Raw genomic sequence first — 22,427 nt, forward strand, 5'->3', positions numbered from 1 at the left:
TTTTTTAAGCTGTTTGAGCAGCCAAAATATACACGTCTTCCACCGATTTTTATCAGTTTAATTAGTTGTTGCAAGCTGAAAGCTGCACTTTACAACTGCCGCCCTCTAGTTCGCTGCAACCTGCGAGAGCTTGAGCTTCTGCTGCTTCTTTATCGTCGCCCCAGCCCGCACCGGCTCCTCCTTTGCCTACTGCGATCGCTCCACAATTATTACTATTAGATGTCAGGGGTTCGCAGTCGTTCGCACCTCCGCTTTGTTCATTGCAGACGGCTACTGCTGCGTTTAGTGCTTCTTTCTCTGTAGCATGATCCCAACTAATACCAGTGGCGTCAGAAGTCGGAGAATAAGCAGTAGCTCCATAGCTGTCCTGAGCTTTAGCTACCTGGACTGACCCCAAAATAGGAACTGTCAGAGCTGTCACTACAACCAACTTAGAAAAAAGCTTTGGCAGCATATTTACTTGAGATATTTACAAGGTTAAAATTCTATACTCGCTCAATATTATATTAGGATATTCATTCGTGTCAAGAGTGTTTACAATTCTTTGTATTGGCTTTAATTAAAAGTGCGTTCTGTACAATAAGTAAGATTAGGGAGGTCAATCCATTGGCAGATATTCGCAGAATTCTCAGCCAACTTGCGGCCCAAGAAGGGCAGCTACTCGATACCCCATTTTTGGCGCCCTGCGTGCGCGGAGGAAGCGTACGGATAAGAGTTAGCTCAATGGTTTATACTTTTCAACCGCAGCCGCGCCAATTTGAAGGATGGGCTATTTTTAGGCAGATTAATGAGAAAATTGCTGCGGTGATTGAGGAACCGAGTTGGCCGCAAGTTGCCGAGTATTTGCAACTGCTCGTACCCGTTCGCTTGCACTTGGCTTACGTGCTGCAAGGGCAAACTTGGCTGGCTTATCCGGTTAACGAATCTGATGCTAAACAGCGCACGGGTGTTGCCAAACCCGTACCCGTGCATTTAGTAACAGAAGGTTCGCAGTTTGAGCCGATTGTTGCGCGGTGGGACGGTCATTGTTTGTGGTTTGAAGAGATTGACAGGCGCGCCGATCCGCTGCCCTCTGAGAAGTTGAAAGCAGCTTTAAAAAAGTTGATTTTGCCTCAAGATGTTCGCTTTAAAGGAATGACGCCGGAAATGCGAACAGTTTACGAATTGGTGTCCCGAAATATTAAAGGTTTCGATCCGAAAGTGCGGGAAGAAAAGCGCTTGCAGCGGGCGTTGAAAATGGGAGGCGGTGAATTGCGGGATTTTTTCGATCGCGAAAATTATTGGCTAGTTGAATGGACTAGCGGAACGGGAGAACACCACACTTCTGCGATCGCCAAAAATGACTTGACAGTTATGAGTGCGGGGATTTGTCTCAGCGGATTGGACAAAGACTTCGACTTGCAATCATTAGTTGGAGTAGTTGAAGATAGATAGTAAATAATGACTACTGACTACTGACTACTGACTACTGACTACTGACTATGAGTATATTTTTTCACGAACAACTTTACAGAAGTGCGGCAGTGATGTCGCAGATCAAAAATTTCCCGGTAACGGTGTGCGGGGCGGGCGCTTTGGGTGCGAATATTACAGAAAGTCTGGCGCGATCGGGCTTTTGTCAGTTAAAAGTCATCGATCGCGATCGCATCGAGGAACGCAACCTTTCCACTCAACCCTATTATCGATCGGACATCGGCGCATTCAAAGCCAAAATTCTCGCCAACAACCTCTACCGCGCTTTGTCCGTCAGCATTGACGCGCACTCAAAAGAATTGACACCCGCAAATGTCGATCGGCTGCTTGCCAACAGCGCCACAGTCATCGATACTTTTGATAACAGTGTCGGGCGGCAAGCAGTCAAGGATTACTGTGCGAGTGTCTCCCTTCCCTGCGTGCACGTCGGATTAGCTGCCGATTACTCCGAAATAATTTGGAACCAACACTATCGGGTTCCTTCAGCGACGAATGATGACGTTTGCGATTACCCGCTGGCGCGAAACTTGGTAATCCTGACAGTTGCAGTTGCCTGCGAAGTTATTGTTACCTTTGCTGCTACCAAACAGCAACAAAATTTAACTTGCACGATCGGAGATTTTGCAGTAAAGCCACTTATATTGTAGAATGTCGGTTGACTGTTGCCAGAAACCAGGTGAATCGAGATTGGATGCCCCCATCCCAGAAACCCGGTTTCTCACCCTCAAACAATCGTCCAACTTGCAAAAAACGCTTGAGAAAATTAACAGGGAAAGTATGGTTGGATCGCAGACTTTTTATTATTTACTTGCAGTTCTGGGCTTATTAGTTTTGACTGGCGCAAATGCAGCAAACTATACAGCGGGCAGCGCAATTTGCCCCACTAATGATTGCCACGAACCACAAGTCAGACACCATAAAAGGATTTTAAAATGCGGCTCGAAAGGGCACGATGTGAAGAAACTGCAAAAGTTGTTGAACGCGCGGGGCTTGTCCGCACACCCGATCGTAATTGATGGCGTTTTCGGTCCGACAACCGAAGATGCAGTGAAGAAATTTCAGCGGCAAGCTCATATTCCTGTAGACGGAGTGGTGGGAGGCAAAACTTGGGACAGACTGTTTGCTAGTTTGTAAATTTAAGCACCGGACAACAAAGGTTCCTAAGTCAACATTGCTAATCATTAATCGCTGCGGTTTGTAGTTGGACAGATAGCGCATTTTGTACAACTACAGACACAGAAGCTGCAATCAAAAATCAATCACATACTAGATTGCTAATGAATGAAGTTTTAGATTTTTGGTTTGGTCGATCGAACTCTCTTGAGTTTGGCAAAGTCCACAAGAAATGGTTTGAAAAAGATGCGGATTTTGATGCAGAAGTGCGTTAGCGAAGCCCTCGAAGAGGATCGGGCTTTTTGCAGCAATACGAACTAGCCGCCTCCGGTAAACTCGACTCATGGCAAGATTCCCCCGAAAACTGCCTAGCATTAATTCTACTGCTCGATCAATTCCCGCGTAATATGTTTCGCGGAACACCTCAAGCATTCGCCACAGACAGCAAAGCTTTAGCCACCGCCGAATACGCTGTTAATCATAAATTCGATCGCGAATTGCTAACTGTACAAAAATGGTTTATTTATCTGCCTTTTGAACACAGCGAAAAATTAGAAAACCAGCAAAAATCTGTGGAACTATTTAGCCAACTCAGCGGCGAACCTGACAGCGATTCAGTCATTGAATACGCGCAGAAGCATTTGGAAATAATCGAGCGTTTTGGGAGATTTCCTCACCGCAATCAAATTCTCGGACGCGAAACAACCCCGGAAGAAGCGGAATTTCTCAAACAACCCGGTTCTGGATTTTAAAGCGCGATCGCAAAATCTCGATCGTTCTGATACATTCGAGGTTGTAGAGGCGGTTTGAGCGCGCAATCACAACCAACAGCAGGCAATCTGTCTACAAAACCCGCCCCAACCCAGCGAATCTCAAATTGAATAGAAATTAGAAAAGAAGATCCCTTGTTGATTCAACAAAAAGTAGACGCTGGTGAAGAATTTATTAATCCCCCCATCGTCACCCGCGATACTGCACCCGATAAATCCGGTTGTTCGCTTCCTCAGTAAATAGCAAACTCCCGTCAGGTAAAACCAGCAAACCAACCGGCCTTCCCCAAGTTGTCGGGCCCGACGGATCTGTGAGAAAACCAGTCAGAAAATCCTCATAATAACCTTGAGGGCGTCCATTCGCGGCATTAAAAGGTACAAACACGATTTTATAACCAGTTCCAGCGTTCCGGTTCCAACTCCCGCGAAACGCCACAAACGCCCCGTTCGAGAATCTTTTGGGAAACGTTTTGCCGTCGTAAAACTGAAGCCCCAAAGCCGCCGAATGCGCCTGAAACAGCACGTCCGGCATTAATGTTTTAGCCGCTAAATCAGGTCGATCGCTATTGCCATTTCTGGAGTGGCGCGGGTCGAGCAAATTCGGCTTAAAATAAGTGTAAGGCCAGCCATAAAACTCGCCTTGACGAATTCTTGTCAAGTAATCCGGCACCAAATCATCTCCCAAACCGTCGCGTTCGTTGACTGTCGTGTAGAGTTGATTAGTTTTTGGGTGAAAATCCAATCCCACCGGATTTCGCAAACCGGAAGCAAAAATTTGCTGGTTCTTGCCGTCCAAATTCATCACTTGAACAGATGCCCTCGGCAGCGGTTCGACATCGGCATTAGACTGCGATCCAACTGAGACGAAAAGCTTGCTCTTGTCGGGGGAAACCACAACATTTCGCGTCCAGTGTTGGTTGTAGCCACCGCCCGGTAAATCGGCAATTTTTTGACCAGTACCGATTAATTGTTCCTGCCCTTTTGTGTAGGGAAATCGGCGGACTTCAGCGGTATTTCCGAGGAAAAAATAGCGATCGGCAAAAGCCATGCCAAAGGGAATATTTAACCCGTTTTGGGCACTGGCAAAAGTCTTGCGAACCTCAGCAACCCCATCGCCGTTGGCATCTCGCAACAGTGTAATCCGATTTTGCCGGGTTTCTGTTACCAAAACATCACCTGTCGGCGTCAAAGCCAGCCATCGGGGAGCGTCTAAATTGTCAGCAAAAACGTTGACGACAAAGCCAGGAGGCACTCGCAGCACTGGCGATGCGGGAATCGGTATTACTTGAGGAGGCTTTGAGGCGCTTTCGCTGGCTCCTGGCTGTGGCAAAGTAGTTGCAACAATGCGGATTGGCTGCGGCGAAAGCGGTTTGGTCGGTACAATTTGATTTGTCCCAACATTTGCCAGCGGTGCACGGGAGGGAATTTGAGACACGGGGCCGTTGTCGCCCACAGCAGGGGCGATCGCATCTGTAGCTCGATCGCACGCAATCATCGGCAACAGCATAATTAGCAGCAAGAAACGCAGGTAATACATAGCAGCGATTTCTCAACAATTGCTGGACAATTCTATTATTCTACCTGCTAGTGAACAGCTAAGCCACCGCCGGCGCGGTGGCTTAATTCCATTTACTGATACCAGTTGCAAAAAAGAATGCAACTGTAGGCAAGTGCTCCAAGCTTTGAGCTTGATCAGTCAATCAATTTTAGATTTTAGATTGAAAAAAGCGACCCCACTGATAACTCCGAGGGCTTGCGATCCGGATTCGAGCTTTTTTCTCGTTCCACGAATGAATCACGCGGCTGGTGACCACATTGCTTTTGGTCATTCCCATCGAAAATCAAAAATCAAAAATCGAAAATAGCATAACCTAGGTCTACCAAAGTCCTCTCACAGGAGCCGGACGGGGAGCCGGAGCCGGAATTGGACGGGGAGCCGGACGAGGAGCCGGAGCCGGAGCCGGACGAGGAGCCGGACGCGGTGGCGGTTCTGGAGCCGGACGCGGTGCCGGTGCTGGGGTGGCGGGACGAGCAACCGTTGTGGCTACCACCTTATAATCGGGGATCACCGCGATATTTTGGATCTGAGATCCGGCGACGGTAGCTCTGACTTTCATTCCCGGTACTAGGCCAATAATTCTCAGAACGCATCTTTGAATCCTGAGAGTCCTGTACGGCGCGCTTTCTTCGCGAATAGTTACTACATCGCCGACAATACTTTTGACAAAACCTACAATGGTTGTAGTGTTTGCTGTTGTGGTGGTCTGCGTTTGGGCTATTTGAGTTGCAGGGTTAGCCATCGCAGGATGTACTGAGACCGCCGAAATTACCACCGACAGTGTTGCACCTGTCAATAATTTGATGTTCTGAAGACGCATTGAAACCTCACATTAACTGCTATTCAGGGTCGGGTTTGCTTCCGCTGCACGAAAGTCCCAACCTCTATACCTAATCCAGTTTAATCCCCAAAGTAGGAAATTTATGACAATCTCAAAAAAAGATTATCGAACAAGTATTGAAAGACTAAATTTTACATCATAAGTTCCCGATTTACAACAAGTTCAGCGGTTTGCATCTCTAGAGTGTTGCCGTGATATATTGAGTTTATTCGATCGACCGTTGCAGTTTTTTTCCGCCCACCTAACTGTTGCTGGGGGGAACTCTACCCAAAGACAGATTGTGCTTGCCGGATACAGCAGCGCCATAGTTTGAATACTCGATCGCCAGTCGGCCATTACTAAAAAATCCAATTAGTCGGAGGGAAAACTTAATCATTTTCTTGCAAGATTTACCCATAAACCGGGTTTTTTAACGACATTCTATTGCGTAACTCCACTGAGCCACTTATAAAAACCTTGTTGTTTTGGTATTATTGCCTAAGCTTTGTGTTGAGTTACAAGTTATCAGTGGTGGAATTTCAACTAAAAACTGTACAGCGCAGTTGCCGTCAAAAAGCCATCTCAAAAATTTTCTCATCAGGTGCGGTTGGCGGATAATTAGATAGGAACTTTGTAGGAAATGCTGGTGAGGAGTTTAGCGAAGAAAACAATGGTGAAGAGCAAATTTTTGTTTAACAAGTTAATTGTGCTTAGCTTGAGTGCGGCCGCGCTGTCGGTCGGCCTACAGCAGCAGGCGACTGCCGAATTGGTGGCTAATTCAAGTAATAGTGCGATCGCAGCGCAGCGGCCCACATCCGAGACACAATTGCCGAATCTTGGAACCCCAGAACTGCCGCCCTTGGGAGAACCATTTCGTTATATTCCCCAGGAACCAAAGCCTGCGGTAAATCCTATTGAGGAAGTGCGTTTAGTCCTGAAATTGCGAGAACGCCGCGTCTATGTTTACCGACAAAATAAGGTGCAAACCAGTTTCCCGGTTGCTGTGGGAAAAGGTGGGTGGGAAACTCCTACAGGCAATTTTAAAGTTATGCAAATGATCAAAGATCCTGTTTGGCAAAATCCTTGGACAGGAGAACTTATTCCTGCTGGGCCAGACAATCCATTAGGGAGTAGGTGGATGGGATTTTGGACGGATGGCAAGAATGTGATTGGTTTTCATGGTACTCCGAATCCAGAGTCGATCGGGGGGGCAGCTTCTCACGGTTGTGTCAGAATGTTTGACAAAGACGCACAGGCTTTATTTGAGAAAGTCGCAGTTGGCACACCGGTGATAGTTGAGCATTAGTTATTCGGAGGTTGGGGTGCATAAAAACAAATGAACAGGCAAGATGCCTGTTCCACAAAGACTTAAATTTGGTTGTGGGCTGGGCATCATGCCCGCCCATGAAAGACTTATTGATAATGCAGCTATTGGGTGAGTTAAAACTTACATTTTGCACCCCTCTCACCAACAGGCTTTTCGGCCTGTTCCACAAAGAGTTAAATAGATTGCTGATATTTTTCCAGCAACTCCGGGATGTAATCGTAGCCATCAACACCGATCGCCGGAATGATATTCGCTCGACTTTTAGCCAAAGCTTGTTTAAAAGATTCAGCCCCCATTTGACCCCGCAAAATAGTCAACAAGCCAGCCGATTGACGCCACTCCATCGCACCAATTTGCTCCAGAGTATACATCCCCAAACTGCCCGCAAATATCGCTTTTTCTAGTGAGTTGATTCTGTAATAAGCTTGAGCCAAGTAAGCCAAATTCAGACCTTGCAAATATAAATCCCCTGAGAATTGAGCCGCTTGCCAACCTTTGAGCAAATATTCGATCGCAGATTCAGCATTTTCTAGGGCAATTTTAGCGATACCCAGACTGCTGGAACAAAAAGCTTGACTTTGGCGATCGCCCAATTTTTCCGATAGCAACAAACCTTGTTCCAAATAGCCGATCGCACTCTCGTAAACCTCCGGTTCCACCTCCTCCAACTGCCGCGCTTGAAACACTTCACTGTAACCCAAATTAGCCAGAGCATTTGCCTCGCCTTGTCGCTCTCCCGCTTGTCGTGCCATAATTAAAGCCCGCTGGCTGTAATTAATCGCTTCCTGATAATTTTTTTGAGCAACATAGTTGCGGCTGATGTGATTGAGATTGGCAACTTCGCAAGCTTTGTCTCCTTCGGTACGGGCAATTTCCAGCGCTTGCTTGTGCAGCAAGAGCGATCGCTCGTAAGCCCCAGCCGCCTGCATCGAATAACCCAAAAGCGTCAGAATTCGAGCTTTCGCTTGAGTGCCTTCAACTCGCCGCAGCGGTTCATCTAAATAATCCAAAGTATGACGCAGAGCTTTACCATCAAATGAAGCAAAAATTCCCCCGTAAAGCGGAAAGTATTCTCGTTGAGAAAAAGCACGCAAAATTTGCAAAGTTACTTGAAAACAAGCATTGGCTAACTGCTCCCCGCTCTTGGTAGAATTATTAAACCCACTAGCTAGCTGACTCCAAATTACCGCAAAAGTAATGTAAGTAGAAATAGAAGCTTTGGTTGACACTTTGGAATCGTAAACTTGCTTGTCAAACCATGTCGCCAACGCCCGCTGCAAGCACTGCAAAATAATCGCTAATTCCACCAATATGCCTAAATCTAAATTCGATTTCTGGGCTGCGAATTTAACTACAGATTCACCGATCGCAATAGTATTCAAAAGAGCCTGGGGAAAGGGACTGTTAACTTTTTTTGCCCAAAAAGCCCAAGGCCCATTTTGTTCGGGACTACCGGCAAATCCTAGCTGCTGCGGCTGATAAATCCAGCCCACAAGTTCCGGTTCCAAACGCTGCCAAGATTCTAAACCTTTGGCGATCCCGGCGGTGATTTGCTGCAAATCTTGCTCTGTTTCGGGATTGGCAGTTTGCAGCATTTGTTGGTGCAGAGATTTGGCTAATTGCTGCAATTGATCTAGAGTCAGCGGATGTTCTTTATTCGGATCAATTACTTGCAATAATGCCAAGAGGCGGGCGTTAGATTCAGCAGTAACGATTTGTTGGATAGAGGATGCAATTGCGCGATCGACGCGGTTATCTTTCTGCCAGCGTTCCCATTCTCCTTGGATGGTTTTGAGAGCTCGGAGGCTGCGATTTGCCTTTGCTTGTTTGATTTCGTCTTTTTCATTTCTGAGTTGATTTTCGGCGGCATCAAGGCGTTCGCCGAAACAGCGTTCAAAGATTTCGCCAGTACCGGTACTAATGTCTTGCACCAGCATTTGATAAACTTGTTCTTTGGAGCGAATTTGACCTTTGAGGGTGATTTCGACAATTTTGTCGATTAGGGCTAGGTAGCGATCGCGCAGTGAGGTAGAGTCTGGCATAATTTATTTTTAGTTAATAAGTTTTTATGGACAGCGCTTGCAGCTTGCACCATTTCATGCTGCTATTTAATTTTACAGCTCATCTGGATTAATGCCCATTTCTCTGAGGCGATCGGCTAAACTATTTGCTCGCTGACTTTCTGATTCGGATCGCTGACTTTCTAATTCGGCTCGCTGCCTTTCAAACTCCTCTGGAGTCAGAACCCAATTGCCACTGACATCGTACCAACGCAGCCACAACCTCGAACAACCTTGATAACAACCTTCCCACAAACCTATACCTAATTCTAATTCCGGTATCCAGAATCTGGGTTCGGTTAAAACTTGTTCGCGGTAACGATTGCCAATCAAACGAAATACTCTCAGTTGATTGTTATACCGACTAAAAACAAAGTAGTAAGGAATCTGCAAAATCTGTTCGTAAACTCGCCACTTAGTAGGCGGTTTATTTGGTGTTTCTTCTGTAATTCCTAAATCCTCCTCTTCAGTTCCAGGTGATAGCAGTTCTATTACTACCAGAGGACTGACATTTTCTTGCCACATCACGTAGCTGAGGCGTAATTCGTCACCTCGATAAAATCTCGGAACCCCCAAGACGACAAACCAATCAGGTCTTTTGTACCAATTGAGATGGTTAGAATCGTAGTAGAGATTAAGGTCTGTCGCTATAAATATTTGTTCGGGCGGATGGTTTGCGGGGCGACAGGTTAAACGCAGCAGTTCAGGTTGAAAGTCGTGGAATTCGTCAGGCAAACCGGGTTCCTCCGGGTCTTCACTGGGTAAATCATACATCGTAGGGAGGACTTTTGTTTGCGAAGGCTGCGAATCCGGTACGTACATCGTCATAAGATTACCCAGGCGAGACGGCTTGAGGAGATTGAAGCGGTACGGTAATTGTAATATTATAGCGCGATGTGATTTCTTGTGGCAGAAAGTCAGTATCTTTTGCACCGGGAATTTTATCGAGATAGCAATTTTTTACGGCTAACAGAAAGCCTGCGATCGCTTCTGATGAATTTTGGGAGTCGGCTACCTTCAAGAAATCTTGCCATTAACTCTCATCGTTGCCGTTAATATCTAGCGGTGTAATCGCTGACTTTATCCTCTGTTCCGCTGCGGTTTATTTGGTTTAAATAGTGCAGCATTTACTCAAAAATAGTAGCGGGTGAATTGCCGTCTGTCGTGCCTTTTTTCTTGGCAATGAGTGGTTTGATATAGAGTTTTGCTAGCAAAACGGTGATGTTTCTGCCGCCGGCTATTTCGGTTTTAAGGTTTCGTAGATTTTGAGCAGCCACAGTGGGCGGATGCCAAAGGTTCGGAAGAGGAAAAATAAGTAAATTCCCCAGATGTAGGGACTTTTGGGAAGTGATTTGATGCAGGGGCGATTGCTTTGTTCAGCTTTGAGAGCATTGATGTATACACGGAGATTTGGGATCCTTGGTGGTGACAAATTAGCTTTAGGTTCGTCCAAAATTTTTAAGGCTGATTCTAGGTTTGATACAGCCTGATTTAACTCCGGTGAAGTTAGCGTCTTTGCTTTTTCTTGAAGGTGAAGAGCAATACTTAGCAAGACAGGGGCCGCAGGGCTACGCAGATTGGCATCGGAGTCTTTCAGCAGCGGAACTAGCTGCGACACAACAGTTTTAGCTTCTGCACCAATCGTCCCCAAAGCAGAGGCTGCACTACCTACGCACATTTGCATTGGAGTCTTTCAGCAGCGGAACTAGCTGCGACACAACAGTTTTAGCTTCTGCACCAATCGTCCCCAAAGCAGAGGCTGCACTACCTACGCACATTTGGATTGGAGTCTTTCAGCAAGACAATTAGCTGCGGCAGTGCAGTTTAAGCTTTTGCACGGATTTTATTCAAAGCAGAGGCTGTACTACTACGCACATTTGGATTGGAGTCTTTCAGCAAGACAATTAGCTGCGGCAGTGCAGTTTTAGCTTCTGCACCGAAACTTCCCAAAGCATTGGCTGCACTACTCCGCACAGTTGCATCTGAGTCTTGAAGCAGGGAAATTAGCTGCGGCAGTGCAGTTTTAGCTTCTGCACGCATCCTTGCCAAAGCATAGTCTGCACGGCTACGCACCTTTGCATCGGAGTCTTTCAGCAACAGAATTAGCTGCGGCACAACAGTTTTAGCTTCTGCACCCATCCTTCCCAAAGCATTGGCTGCACGGCTACGCACATTTGCATCGGAGTCTTTCAGCAACAGAATTAGCTGCGGCACAGCAGTTTTAGCTTCTGCACCCATCCTTCCCAAAGCATAGTCAGCACGGCTACGCACAGTTGCATCGGAGTCTTTCAGCAACAGAATTAGCTGCGGCACAGCAATTTTAGTTTCTGCACCAACCGACACATCTGAGTCTTTCAAGGTTTTGACAAAGGCAGAAATAGCAGGAAGACGAATTTGTCTTAGAACCTCAGCAGCACTCTGGCGGACTGACAAATTCTGATCATGCAATGCTTCCATCCTATCAGGGATGGCTGGTTCACCTATTTTTCGTAACAGCCTAATAGCTGGATCAATTGCCATTTCATCGTTAATATTTAACTTCTCGGTGAGGAAGGCAATCTGTTTGGGATTAGCTGTGGGTTCCTCCCCAATTCCAGTCGCAGCATTGCGAGTCAACAGCGAAGGCGATGTGAAAGATAGAAACGAGAGGGCAATTACGGCAGCTAATCTGTGTCGGTAGTGCTTCGTCATGGGCTAAAATCCTTGTGTTTGATGAGCCGTCTCAGCCATTTGAATAATTGTGTATACATTCTCATCAAACTGTTTCAGGACTCCAGGCGATCTAAATTTGTGCTTGTCTGTGGTGAAATCGATCGCCCTAAATACTGCTTAAAAAGGGTGACTTTAAGAACATTCGGCAGTCTAAGGCATAATTAGATATCTTATATTCGTTCTATGATGTGTTTATGATTTCCGAACCCCTTACCCTCTCAACAAGCAATCCTGTTTTAGCAGCCAAAGGATTAACTCGTCGTTTTGGTGGTTTAATTGCTGTAAACAACGTATCTTTTACAGTTGAAAAACACGAAATTTTTGGATTAATCGGCCCTAACGGCGCGGGCAAGACAACTCTATTTAATCTAATGACTGGACTGATACCTGCTTCTAGTGGCAACCTGATTTATCAAAATGAAAATATTTCCCAATTGAAGCCTTATCAAATTGCTAATAAAGGTATTGCCAGAACTTTTCAAAATATCCGGTTGTTTGGGGAACTTTCTGCTGTGGAAAATGTGGCGATCGCCCGACACATCCACAGTCGATCGGGCAATCCCGTTTTATCTGTGCTGGCGGGGATTTTCGGCTTGCCAGCGTCTAACGCAATGGAACGCAAAACCCAGCGAAAAGCCTTAGAATTGTTGGATTTAGTCGGATTGGGCGATCGCGCGGGCGAACAAGCCAAAAACTTGCCCTACGGCGACCAGAGGCGCTTAGAAATTGCCCGCGCTTTAGCCTTAGAACCGCAAATACTCTTGTTAGATGAACCCGCCGCGGGCATGAATCCCAATGAAAAGCACAAATTAAGCGAATTTATCCGAGAAGTACGCCAACAGTTCAATTTAACTGTAATATTAATCGAGCATCATGTACCGCTAGTTATGGGATTGTGCGATCGGATTGCCGTGTTGCATTTCGGTCAGCTTATTGCTTTGGGAGAACCTGCTGTTGTGAGAAATGACCCGGCGGTGATTGAGGCTTATTTGGGAGATGAAACGTAGAAATTGTAAATGTTTGCCTGCTCTGACGGGGAACGAGTAAAATTAATAGTTAGCCTTAAATGAATCTTCCAGCCCTCTTAAGAGGAATTTAGCTATGAGCCAGGTTTCAACCCCTGGTTCACTGCTGGAAAAGAGACAGTTTTGTTATCAAAAATCCCGTCACACAAAATGCAAGATAGCCCACCTAAAACAAACCAAAACATCCTCTTAGAACTCAAAAATGTTTCTGTAAATTATGGCGGAATTCAAGCCATACAAAATATTAATCTCACGATTAATGCAGGCGAGGTTGTCAGTCTCATCGGTGCCAACGGTGCGGGCAAAAGTACCACCCTGAGAGCGATTTCTAAAATAGTTAATTTGCGGCAAGGACAAATTATTTATAGCGGGCGCGATATTAGCCGCCGCCAAGCTCACGAAGTTGTGAAATTGGGAATCGCCCACAGTCCCGAAGGGCGGCGGGTTTTGGCCCAGCAAACTGTGTTAACTAACTTGGAATTGGGGGCCTATATTCGATCGGACTCGGCGGCAGTAAAAGCCGATTTAGATCGCCAATTTGAGATATTTCCGCGCCTAGCAGAAAGGCGCCGCCAGCTAGCAGGAACCCTCAGCGGCGGGGAACAGCAAATGCTGGCGATCGCCCGTGCTCTGATGAGTCGCCCGAAGCTGCTATTATTAGACGAGCCTAGTTTAGGGTTAGCACCTGCGATCGTCAAAGAAATTTTTGTAATTATTCAAAATCTGCGCTCCACAGGCGTTACAATCCTTTTAGTCGAACAAAACGCCAGTTTAGCACTGCAAATTGCCGATCGGGGTTACGTACTAGAAGCTGGTAACATTACTCTCACAGGTATTGGAGCAGATTTGCTAAACGACGATCGAGTCAGGAGTGCATATTTAGGATGATGTGGTTAATTTTGGCGAGTTTGAGCGCTTTTTTTGAAGCAGTAAAAGATGTTTTTAGCAAGCACAACCTGAAAGCAAACGACGAATATGTCGTAACTTGGTCGCTAACATTTTTTACAGCAGCCTTTTTAACGCCGTTGCTATTTATCATAGAAATACCTCCATTAAACCAACAATTTTGGATAGCTTTGTTAATCGGAGGCACCATGAACGCAGTCATTGCTCTCCTCTACATTAAAGCCATCAAACTGTCGGATTTATCCCTCGCCGTGCCACTGGTAGCTTTGACGCCCTTATTCATGCTGCTGACTTCACCGTTAATTGTCGGCGAATATCCCAACTTTTTTGATGGTATTGGAGTTTTTCTCATAGTCATGGGCTCTTATCTATTAAACATCAAAGAAAAATCTCAAGGCTACTTAGCCCCGTTCAAAGCACTTCTGCACCAACCAGGGTCAAAATTGATGTTACTCGTAGCTTTTCTCTGGAGTATTACCACAAATTTTGACAAAATCGGCGTGCAAAACTCTTCCCCAATTTTTTGGGTGTTCGCTTTATTGACGACTATGAGTGTCCTATTGCTGCCAGTTTTACTGCACAAAACCTCTAACCCCAAGCGCCAAATTATCCAGTACTTACCGATGCTAATGGCAACGGGCTTTTTCAATGCTTTAGGAGTCATTTTTCAGATGCAAGCTTTGACAATGACTTTAGTCGTGCAAGTAATAGCACTTAAGCGTACCAGCGTCTTAATGGGTGTACTGTTCGGCCATTTCATTTTCAAGGAAAAAGATATTCAGGAAAGATTTTTAGGGGCTGCTATCATGATGGGAGGAGTTTTATTTATAACATTATAAAATTTTCATATTTTATGTAATTTGGTTCGCAGCCTCGGAATGCAAGTCCTCTCCAAAATCCTACGACTTACATTCCGAGGCTGCGAACGCTTTTTTCGTGGCATAATTAAGCGAGAGGCTGTGCCTCTGAGACTTCGTTTAATTTCGACTTGTTATTTATATATAGAGGAAAAATTAATGCACAAAATAGCCGCCACACCGGGAGGTTGGAACCCTCAAGCAGAAGGAGTAATTTTTATTCAGCAAACCCCAGCACCAATAGTATTTATTAGTGCTGCTGACACCGACATTCAAACACTCGCGGCCGCCGCCTCCAAAATGCCTGCCGAATTCCCCAAAATGCGCGCAGTAAACCTGCTTCAGTTGCAGCAACAACTAACAATTGATACTTATGCCGAGGAAGTTTTAGAACGCGCAGAGGTCATAATATTAAGACTTTTAGGAGGGCGTTCTTATTGGTCTTACGGGTTAGAAATTCTGCGGGAAACTGTGCAGAAAACTAACGCCTCGCTCATTGTAATGCCGGGAGAAGACAGTCCCGATCCAGATTTAATCAGCCATTCCAATGTATCGCTGTCAGCAGTCAATAAACTGTGGCGCTATTTCACAGAAGGCGGAGTCCAAAACTTTGTTAATGCACTAAAATTTGCCGCCGATACTTGCCTCAAAACTGCTTATAATCCGCCCCTACCTCAAACAGTTTCCCGCGTCGGAATTTACGAATGGGGCGGAGAAGCGGGGGCGTGTTTTGCAACTTTACAACCAGATTCAGATCCCCCTAAATCCCCCTTAACAAGCGGGACTTTGACAACTTCTTCCTCCCCCCTTATTAAGGGGGGCTGGGGGGGATCTCCGGGTTTACCAACTACATCTAAAGTCGGAATTTTATTTTATCGCGCTCATTATTTATCAGGAAACTTAGCACCAATTGATGCACTTTGTCAAGCTCTAGCAGAGCGAAACTTAGTACCAGTTCCCGTCTTTGTGTCTTCTCTGCGGGAACCAGATTTGCAAATAGAATTGCTGGAATATTTCCAACCCAAAGAATCAGAACCAATTCAATTATTGCTCAACACTACAAGTTTTGCAGTCTCCGGTTTTAGCAGCCAAGAACCGGCACAAAACAGCTTAAAATCCTTAGACGTTCCCGTATTGCAAGCAATCTTCAGCGGCGGCGGTTTGGAACAGTGGGAAACTGAATTACAAGGACTTTCGCCCCGCGATGTGGCGATGAATGTAGCATTGCCGGAAGTAGACGGAAAAATCATTACTAGGGCGGTTTCTTTTAAAGCCGTACAGACTTGGAACAGCGAATTAGAAACAGATGTAGTAGGCTATGTAGCAGCGGGCGATCGCATTTCATTTGTAGCAGATTTAACCGCTAATTGGGTGAAGATGAAACAAACCCCAGCCACTAACAGACGCATTGCCATAATTCTCGCAAATTACCCCACTCGCAACGCCCGCTTAGCCAACGGCGTCGGCTTAGATACGCCCGCTAGCTGTGTCGAAATCCTCAAAGCTATGCAGCAAGCTGGCTATCAAATTGAAAACATCCCCGCTAGCGGCAACGAGTTAATTGAACTGTTAACTTCTGGGGTGACAAATGACCCGGAAGGACGCGAATTGCGCCCTGTTCATCAATCATTGGATTTGGCAGAATATGAAGAATATTTTGCTACTTTGCCGCAGGAAGTGCAAGATGGGATTTGTAAAAGATGGGGGATTCCGGGAAGCTATGCACAAGACTTTATAAGTAACAATACGTCTTTTCCGATTCCGGGTATTCAGTTCGGTAATGTATTTGTAGGAATTCAACCATCGCGGGGATATGAACTTGACCCCGCCTTAAATTATCATGCCCCAGACTTAGAACCCACTCATAATTATTTAGCTTACTATTATTGGCTGCGAGAAAAATTTGGAATTGACGCTATAATTCATGCCGGAAAACACGGCAATTTAGAATGGCTTCCGGGTAAAAGTATAGCATTGTCTAACAAATGTTATCCAGAAGTAGCTTTAGGCGCGATGCCTAATTTTTATCCCTTCATTGTCAACGATCCGGGGGAAGGTTCCCAAGCAAAAAGACGATCGCAAGCCGTGATAATCGACCACCTGACACCGCCGATGACTCGCGCCGAACTTTACGGGCCTTTGCAGCAATTGGAAACCTTAATCGACGAGTATTGCGAAGCCCAAAGTTTAGATCCGTCCAGATTGCCCATGATTCGCGATCGCATTCTCGCCCTTACCAACAAAGAAAACTTAGATAAAGACTTAGGAATACAACTAAATAAATCTGAATTTACAGAATTTATCACCCGCACAGACGGCTATCTTTGCGAACTCAAAGAATCCCAAATTCGCGACGGACTGCACATTTTTGGGCAGTGTCCCGAAGGTAGACAGTTGAGAGATTTGATAATTGCGATCGCCCGCCATCCCACCAACGGGCGATCGGGCTTAACCCGCGCCCTAGCAGAAGACTCAGGCTACGATTTCGACCCCTTAACCTGCGATCCAACGTCGATAATTCAGCACCGCACAGCAGGCGATTTAACAGCCGAACTCGAAGAAAAAGCCGCTGAATTAGTAGATAATTTAATCGAAAATATCCGCGTTAATCCGCGTTCATCTGCGGTTAAAAATAGCCCAATCGGAGAAGCAACCCAACAAGAATTAGACTGGATAAACAACTATCTTTTACCTTCCCTCCTCCAAACAAATCAAGAAATTACCAACCTTTTGCGCGGACTAGATGGGCGACACATACCAAGCGGCGCATCCGGCGCGCCCACTCGCGGCAGACCAGATGTATTGCCCACCGGTCGCAATTTTTACTCAGTAGATATCCGCGCCATTCCCACAGAAACTGCTTGGAGAGTTGGCAGAGTTGCTGCTGAAACTTTAATCGAAAGATACACCCAAGAAAACGGCGAATATCCGAAAACTTTGGGTTTGTCAGTGTGGGGAACATCCACCATGCGGACGGGGGGAGACGACATCGCCGAAGCCTTGGCGCTGATAGGAGTTCAACCAGTTTGGGATGGCCCTTCGCGCCGGGTTGTAGATTTTGAAATCTTGCCAGTTTCTGTTTTGGGGCGGCCGCGCGTTGATGTTACTTTGCGAATCTCTGGGTTTTTCCGCGATGCTTTTTTTAATTTAATTGATTTGTTTGATAGTGCGGTAAAAGCTGTGGCAGATTTAGACGAATCGCCAGAAAACAACCCTTTAGCAGCACAAGTTAAGGAAGAGATTTTGTATTGGGAATCTACAGGTTTGAGTCAGGAAGAGGCGCAAGGGCGATCGCAATTTCGAGTCTTTGGCTCAAAACCGGGTGCTTACGGCGCAGGACTTCAAGGCATCATTGAAGCTCAAAACTGGACAGACGACGCCGATTTAGCAAAAGCTTACATTAATTGGAGCAGTTACGCCTATACCTCCTCTAGTTCCTCAAATTTGCCGGGAGATGTAGCAGGAGTTAAACAGAGTGAATGGGGAGGTTCTGCACCCGAAGCATTTGAAAAACGCCTCGGCCAAATGCAAATAGTTCTGCAAAACCAAGACAACCGCGAACACGACATCCTCGACTCCGACGATTATTATCAATTCCAAGGCGGAATGACGGCTGCAATTCGCAATTTGCAAGGCAAAAATCCTGAAACCTATTTTGGAGATAACTCGATTCCCGAAAATCCAAAAGTGCGACAACTCACAGAAGAAATTGCGCGGGTTTATCGCAGCAGGGCTGTGAATCCGAAATGGATAGAAGGTGCGATGCGCCACGGTTATAAAGGTGCTTTTGAAATAGCAGCAACTGTAGATTTTTTGTTTGCTTACGATGCTACGGCAAATTGTGTAGAGGATTTTATGTATGAAGGAATCGCAGAGGCTTACATATTTGATGAGAAAGTGCAGACATTTATTCAAGAAAACAATCCTTGGGCACTGCGAGATATGGCGGAAAGATTGCTAGAAGCTCGTCAGCGGGGGTTGTGGCAGAGTGCGAACCAGGATACATTGGATAAATTGAGGTCGATCGCCCTGCAAGCCGAAGCAGTCATCGAATCCCATACTGGTTTCTAGTCTGAACGGAGAAATGATAGAATATAGTTAATATGCGAGGAATCCATGTTGCGCGATCTCACCATCCAAAATTATCGCTGTTTTAAAGATTTTCATATCGACGATCTAGCTAGGGTTAATCTGATAGTCGGTCAGAACAATAGCGGTAAAACTACTTTTTTGGAAGCCATTTATCTATTAGTTAATGAAGGAAATATTCCGTTTCTGTTTGAGGTGCTAAATAGCAGAGGTGAAATAACATTCGAGCGTTCTAGACAAAGAAATGGCGAAGTCGTTTCTCGGCGTTATTATTATCATATTTTACATATTTTTTACGGTCATCAACTTAATAACTTCGATCGGGCTATTGATATCTCCTCTACAAAAGAGCATCTGCTTTCATTGAAGATTCAGCCTAATCGTATTCTCCAACAACTTACACTCCCAGGATTTGAAGATTTAGTTCCAACTGGAGAGTTAGTAGCTGAGCTAGTTATTTCCTACGGACAGTATACTCCAATAAGAATTCCTATCCGTACTGATAGAACTGGCGATTGGCGTTACTTGGAGTTGGGCAACACATCTCAGTTAGTTGTTCCTACAAGGAGCAGCAATCAAAATTATTTTCTGACAACCACTAATAGAAACTTTCAGCAACTGTCTCTACTGTGGGATAGAATAACACTCACACCGAAAGAACAAAGTGTAGTAGAAGCATTGCAAATTCTGGAGCCGGATGTGGAACGGATTAATTTCACCAGTCGCCAGACTTCTAATAGTGGTATTTTGCTTAAACTTCGGGGACAGCCTCACCCAGTTCCTCTAGGCAGTATGGGAGAGGGTATGCGACGAATTCTTAGTATAGCAATGGCAGCCGTATCATCAGAAAATGGTTTTTTGCTAGTCGATGAAATTGATACAGGTCTTTACTATCAAACCCAAACTGATATGTGGCGATTAATATTTGAAACAGCACAGCGATTGAACGTTCAAGTCTTTGCAACTACCCACAGTTGGGATTGCATAGCCGCATTTCAAGAAGCCTTAGAACAGTCAGAAGATAGTTCGGTTGGCAAATTATTTCGCTTGAGCCGGCGCGGTGAGGATATTCGTGCAGTTGAATACACTCCCGATCAATTGTCCGTTGCAGTGCGCCAAAGTATCGAGGTGCGCTGATGCCCAAAGCACGAAAACCTCCTCAACCAAAACCCCAACAGTTATTGGTAGAAGGTAAGAATGACCGACACGTAATCTGGGCTTTGTGCCAGCAATATCAACTGCCAGAAACATTTTCCGTCGAAGTACCGCAAGAAGAAGGTACAGAAGGAGTTGAAGCGCTGCTAGATGGCTTGCCAGAAAGATTGAAAGCAGAGAATTTACGCACGTTGGGAATTGTGGTTGATGCCGATCGCAATTTAAGTGGGCGGTGGCAATCTCTTAAAGATAAACTGAGTTCGAGTGGCTATCGAGAGATCCCGCAATCTCCCCCTCCCGAAGGCTGGGTTTGCACACCTTCAGATCCATACTTGCCTCGCGTCGGAGTTTGGTTGATGCCAAACAATCAACTTCCTGGAATGTTAGAAGATTTTGTCGCCTATCTCATCCCCCCTGGCGACACCCTGCATCCGAAAGCCGAAGCAATTTTACAAGAGATCGAACAAGCCGAACTTAACCGCTACACTTTAATTCATCATCCCAAAGCGCTAATCCACACTTGGCTGGCATGGCAGAAAACGCCAGCAATGCCGATGGGACAAGCAATAACAGCGCAGGTGCTTAGCTGCGATTCCCCGATTGCCTTAATTTTTATTGAATGGTTAAAACATCTGTTTGAGCCAATTGCTCCATCCACCGGATAATTAGTAATATCTATTAATGTTTCGCGATCGCTGAAAGCTTTATGATTCGCCGCTACATTGCTAGCATCAGCACCAGCATCCTCAAACGTACCTGCGCCGCAGCCGCTGTATTAGCCGTAACTTTGGGATGTTCGTCAACGAAGCCGCCCAACACCGCAGCGCCATCGGGTTCGATCGACGAATCCGCCGTCCTAGCGCAGTCCCCAACGTCTCTGTTAGCTCAAAACCCCAACAAAACCAGAAAATCCCTCAGCCTTCCCTCTTGCCCGCAAAACGATGCCTTCACGGAGTCAGTTAACTTTGCCACCCAAGCTTCTAATTTGGCTCAATCAGCCAATTCAAAACAAGACTGGGACGAAGTAGCTGCCCTGTGGGTGCAGGCCGTCGCCTGGATGCAAGCCGTTCCCCCCGGCAGTCCCAGACGGGCGTTTGCGGAGAAAAAAGTAATCGAGTACATGAGAAACCTGGTTTATTCCCAGCAGCAAGCGAGCGCAACCAGATCGCAAGCCAGTACAGTCAGCTTCAGCAGCGATTTGCTCAACGAACAACTACAACTTTACCTATCCTACGTTGCTGCGGTCGGCCCACCAGATGTTTTGATTGTCGGCAGTTCCCGCGCATTGCAGGGCGTCGATCCCAGACAGCTAAAACAATCTTTGGCCCAAAGGGGCCGTCCGGGCTTAAAAGTATTTAACTTTTCAGTCAATGGCGCAACTGCACAAGTCGTTGACTTTCAACTACGGCGGCTTTTGAAGCCCGGTCATTTGCCTCAAATGATTGTCTGGGCTGATGGTGTGCGGGCATTTAACAGCGGCCGGGACGATCGCACTTTTAATTCGATCGTCGATTCTGAAGGCAGCCAACTTTTAGCAGCAGGCATTCGCCCCGAACTGGAGTTGGATGAACCCAACGAGATTCCGATGTGTTACAGATTCCCGCAGCCCTGCGCTAACAACAATTTCCGCAAAGCATTTACCTCTATTGATCGACAGTCCAGTGGAACGGGCATCTTGCCCGTTGCCTCAAATGCTACAGGCGGGCAAGACACCCACCCCCCAATCAAATTCCTCTCCAGTGGAAGAACGGGCATTTTGCCCGTTGCCTCAAATGCTGCAAGATATGAGGTACAACCGATCGCAGCGGATGCAGCAACTCAAAAAACACAATTGATTCCAGTCTCGCGACGCACAACAGTAGCCCTCAGACAACTCAACCAATTGGCAGATTCGATCGACTCCAACGGATTCATGGCGATGTCGGGCACTTACAACCCCAACACTTATTATCGAGAACGCGCTTACGTTTCAGGTCAGTACGATCGCGACTACGAAAACTTTAACCTCGGAGGCAAACAAGCAGCAGCCTTTAACTCAGTTGTAGCATTTACCAAAGCTCGCAAAATTCCCCTAATTTTCGTCAATTTGCCCCTCACCGACGACTACTTAGACGGAACTCGCCTGCGGGCAGAACAGCAGTTCCGGCAGAGAATGCAGCAACTCTCGCGGCAAAAAGGCTTCGCTTTCCGCGACTTGTCGCAGCGGTGGCCGGGCCGCAATGACTATTTTGTTGACCCCAGCCACCTCAACCGCTTTGGGGCGATCGCCGTTTCTCGCTTACTCGCGGCCGATTCCAGCATTATCTGGCCACGGCCCAAATCCAGCCGCAGCGAGGGGTGAAGGAAGTTCGGCAACCGATTCTGTAACGGATGTAGCGGATATAACGGATGTCAGTCCGATGGAAGTCGGAAGAAGGAAGATGTGGAAATGCAGTCATAATATTTTTTATTCCCGGCTTTCTTTTTACCAGGCAGATCCTGGTAACGCAGATCCACAGGCTCTGCCTCGCAATACTCAAAAATAGTTTAAAATCTAACCTGATGCCCAAAACCAATTTGTGC

At 46.2% G+C, this 22,427-nt stretch carries 20 protein-coding genes; 12 read left to right on the plus strand and 8 right to left on the minus strand.

Translation table 11 applies throughout. The features are described 5' to 3' along the window. Positions 1-61 precede the first annotated feature (61 nt). The gene (locus tag QUA90_RS16955; protein ID WP_333327973.1) at positions 62-454 is read right to left on the minus strand and encodes a DUF4189 domain-containing protein; all 393 of its coding nucleotides are present in this window, start codon (positions 452-454) and stop codon (positions 62-64) included. Between the two features lie 152 nt (positions 455-606). On the opposite strand from QUA90_RS16955, the gene QUA90_RS16960 reads away from it, so the two are divergent. The 4 genes from QUA90_RS16960 (at position 607) to QUA90_RS16975 (ending at position 3,338) form a co-directional block, all read left to right on the plus strand. Further along, on the plus strand, positions 607-1,434 hold the full coding sequence (locus tag QUA90_RS16960) for a hypothetical protein (RefSeq protein ID WP_333446641.1): 828 nt from the start codon (positions 607-609) through the stop codon (positions 1,432-1,434). A 47-nt stretch (positions 1,435-1,481) separates the two neighbouring features. Next, positions 1,482-2,120: a ThiF family adenylyltransferase gene (locus tag QUA90_RS16965; protein ID WP_333446643.1), complete on the plus strand. Its 639-nt coding sequence runs from the start codon at positions 1,482-1,484 to the stop codon at positions 2,118-2,120. 40 nt (positions 2,121-2,160) lie between these two features. Then, positions 2,161-2,607, plus strand: a complete 447-nt coding sequence (locus QUA90_RS16970; protein WP_333082034.1) for a peptidoglycan-binding domain-containing protein — start codon at positions 2,161-2,163, stop codon at positions 2,605-2,607. 281 nt (positions 2,608-2,888) lie between these two features. Beyond that, entirely contained in the window at positions 2,889-3,338 is a 450-nt protein-coding gene (locus QUA90_RS16975) for a DUF924 family protein (RefSeq protein WP_445300116.1), read from the plus strand. 208 nt (positions 3,339-3,546) lie between these two features. On the opposite strand, the gene QUA90_RS16980 is transcribed toward QUA90_RS16975, so the two are convergent. Continuing rightward, positions 3,547-4,893, minus strand: a complete 1,347-nt coding sequence (locus QUA90_RS16980; protein WP_333446645.1) for a sorbosone dehydrogenase family protein — start codon at positions 4,891-4,893, stop codon at positions 3,547-3,549. A gap of 340 nt (positions 4,894-5,233) precedes the next feature. After that, the gene (locus QUA90_RS16985; RefSeq protein WP_333082031.1) at positions 5,234-5,734 is read right to left on the minus strand and encodes an autotransporter; all 501 of its coding nucleotides are present in this window, start codon (positions 5,732-5,734) and stop codon (positions 5,234-5,236) included. A 670-nt stretch (positions 5,735-6,404) separates the two neighbouring features. Here QUA90_RS16985 and QUA90_RS16990 point away from each other — a divergent pair. Continuing rightward, positions 6,405-7,040 carry a L,D-transpeptidase gene (locus QUA90_RS16990; protein WP_333082030.1) on the plus strand — a complete coding sequence of 212 codons (636 nt, stop codon included), beginning with the start codon at positions 6,405-6,407 and terminating at the stop codon, positions 7,038-7,040. 194 nt (positions 7,041-7,234) lie between these two features. On the opposite strand, the gene QUA90_RS16995 is transcribed toward QUA90_RS16990, so the two are convergent. From QUA90_RS16995 to QUA90_RS17015, 5 genes are all read right to left on the minus strand, one after another. Then, positions 7,235-9,103, minus strand: a complete 1,869-nt coding sequence (locus QUA90_RS16995) for a tetratricopeptide repeat protein (protein ID WP_333446647.1) — start codon at positions 9,101-9,103, stop codon at positions 7,235-7,237. A gap of 72 nt (positions 9,104-9,175) precedes the next feature. After that, the gene (locus tag QUA90_RS17000) at positions 9,176-9,949 is read right to left on the minus strand and encodes a Uma2 family endonuclease (protein WP_333446649.1); all 774 of its coding nucleotides are present in this window, start codon (positions 9,947-9,949) and stop codon (positions 9,176-9,178) included. 4 nt (positions 9,950-9,953) lie between these two features. Further along, positions 9,954-10,142 (minus strand): hypothetical protein, encoded by a 189-nt coding sequence (locus QUA90_RS17005; RefSeq protein WP_333446651.1) that lies wholly within the window; start codon positions 10,140-10,142, stop codon positions 9,954-9,956. A 216-nt stretch (positions 10,143-10,358) separates the two neighbouring features. Next, the gene (locus QUA90_RS17010; RefSeq protein ID WP_333446653.1) at positions 10,359-10,805 is read right to left on the minus strand and encodes a hypothetical protein; all 447 of its coding nucleotides are present in this window, start codon (positions 10,803-10,805) and stop codon (positions 10,359-10,361) included. A gap of 140 nt (positions 10,806-10,945) precedes the next feature. Continuing rightward, the gene (locus QUA90_RS17015) at positions 10,946-11,812 is read right to left on the minus strand and encodes a HEAT repeat domain-containing protein (protein ID WP_333446655.1); all 867 of its coding nucleotides are present in this window, start codon (positions 11,810-11,812) and stop codon (positions 10,946-10,948) included. A 215-nt stretch (positions 11,813-12,027) separates the two neighbouring features. On the opposite strand from QUA90_RS17015, the gene QUA90_RS17020 reads away from it, so the two are divergent. The 7 genes from QUA90_RS17020 (at position 12,028) to QUA90_RS17050 (ending at position 22,206) form a co-directional block, all read left to right on the plus strand. Beyond that, on the plus strand, positions 12,028-12,840 hold the full coding sequence (locus tag QUA90_RS17020; protein ID WP_333154427.1) for an ABC transporter ATP-binding protein: 813 nt from the start codon (positions 12,028-12,030) through the stop codon (positions 12,838-12,840). 168 nt (positions 12,841-13,008) lie between these two features. Continuing rightward, entirely contained in the window at positions 13,009-13,746 is a 738-nt protein-coding gene (locus QUA90_RS17025) for an ABC transporter ATP-binding protein (protein WP_333446657.1), read from the plus strand. Next, positions 13,743-14,603 (plus strand): EamA family transporter, encoded by an 861-nt coding sequence (locus QUA90_RS17030; protein ID WP_333387035.1) that lies wholly within the window; start codon positions 13,743-13,745, stop codon positions 14,601-14,603. Before QUA90_RS17025 ends, QUA90_RS17030 begins: the two co-directional genes overlap by 4 nt. Before the next feature lie 177 nt (positions 14,604-14,780). Then, the gene (gene cobN / locus QUA90_RS17035) at positions 14,781-18,692 is read left to right on the plus strand and encodes a cobaltochelatase subunit CobN (RefSeq protein WP_333446658.1); all 3,912 of its coding nucleotides are present in this window, start codon (positions 14,781-14,783) and stop codon (positions 18,690-18,692) included. A gap of 45 nt (positions 18,693-18,737) precedes the next feature. Further along, a complete protein-coding gene (locus QUA90_RS17040; protein WP_333446661.1) occupies positions 18,738-19,847 on the plus strand; it encodes an AAA family ATPase in 1,110 nt (369 codons plus the stop codon). Further along, positions 19,847-20,530: a DUF3226 domain-containing protein gene (locus QUA90_RS17045; protein WP_333446662.1), complete on the plus strand. Its 684-nt coding sequence runs from the start codon at positions 19,847-19,849 to the stop codon at positions 20,528-20,530. The genes QUA90_RS17040 and QUA90_RS17045 overlap by 1 nt, the downstream gene beginning before the upstream one ends. 41 nt (positions 20,531-20,571) lie before the next feature. Beyond that, entirely contained in the window at positions 20,572-22,206 is a 1,635-nt protein-coding gene (locus QUA90_RS17050) for a hypothetical protein (RefSeq protein WP_333446664.1), read from the plus strand. Positions 22,207-22,427 lie beyond the last annotated feature (221 nt).

The sequence above is a fragment of the Microcoleus sp. D3_18_C4 genome (assembly GCF_036702355.1).
GTDB lineage: Bacteria > Cyanobacteriota > Cyanobacteriia > Cyanobacteriales > Microcoleaceae > Microcoleus.

Excerpts from the sequence above, each read along its gene's own strand:
- QUA90_RS16990 (WP_333082030.1), top strand. The coding sequence starts at position 6,405 with ATGGTGAAGAGCAAATTTTTGTTTAACAAGTTAATTGTGCTTAGCTTG.
- cobN (WP_333446658.1), top strand. The coding sequence starts at position 14,781 with ATGCACAAAATAGCCGCCACACCGGGAGGTTGGAACCCTCAAGCAGAA.
- QUA90_RS17045 (WP_333446662.1), top strand. The coding sequence starts at position 19,847 with ATGCCCAAAGCACGAAAACCTCCTCAACCAAAACCCCAACAGTTATTG.
- QUA90_RS17030 (WP_333387035.1), top strand. The coding sequence starts at position 13,743 with ATGATGTGGTTAATTTTGGCGAGTTTGAGCGCTTTTTTTGAAGCAGTA.
- QUA90_RS16965 (WP_333446643.1), top strand. The coding sequence starts at position 1,482 with ATGAGTATATTTTTTCACGAACAACTTTACAGAAGTGCGGCAGTGATG.
- QUA90_RS16980 (WP_333446645.1), bottom strand. The coding sequence starts at position 4,893 with ATGTATTACCTGCGTTTCTTGCTGCTAATTATGCTGTTGCCGATGATT.
- QUA90_RS16955 (WP_333327973.1), bottom strand. The coding sequence starts at position 454 with ATGCTGCCAAAGCTTTTTTCTAAGTTGGTTGTAGTGACAGCTCTGACA.
- QUA90_RS17000 (WP_333446649.1), bottom strand. The coding sequence starts at position 9,949 with ATGACGATGTACGTACCGGATTCGCAGCCTTCGCAAACAAAAGTCCTC.
- QUA90_RS16995 (WP_333446647.1), bottom strand. The coding sequence starts at position 9,103 with ATGCCAGACTCTACCTCACTGCGCGATCGCTACCTAGCCCTAATCGAC.
- QUA90_RS16985 (WP_333082031.1), bottom strand. The coding sequence starts at position 5,734 with ATGCGTCTTCAGAACATCAAATTATTGACAGGTGCAACACTGTCGGTG.
- QUA90_RS17020 (WP_333154427.1), top strand. The coding sequence starts at position 12,028 with ATGATTTCCGAACCCCTTACCCTCTCAACAAGCAATCCTGTTTTAGCA.
- QUA90_RS17015 (WP_333446655.1), bottom strand. The coding sequence starts at position 11,812 with ATGACGAAGCACTACCGACACAGATTAGCTGCCGTAATTGCCCTCTCG.
- QUA90_RS17040 (WP_333446661.1), top strand. The coding sequence starts at position 18,738 with ATGTTGCGCGATCTCACCATCCAAAATTATCGCTGTTTTAAAGATTTT.
- QUA90_RS17010 (WP_333446653.1), bottom strand. The coding sequence starts at position 10,805 with ATGCAAATGTGCGTAGGTAGTGCAGCCTCTGCTTTGGGGACGATTGGT.
- QUA90_RS17050 (WP_333446664.1), top strand. The coding sequence starts at position 20,572 with ATGATTCGCCGCTACATTGCTAGCATCAGCACCAGCATCCTCAAACGT.
- QUA90_RS17025 (WP_333446657.1), top strand. The coding sequence starts at position 13,009 with ATGCAAGATAGCCCACCTAAAACAAACCAAAACATCCTCTTAGAACTC.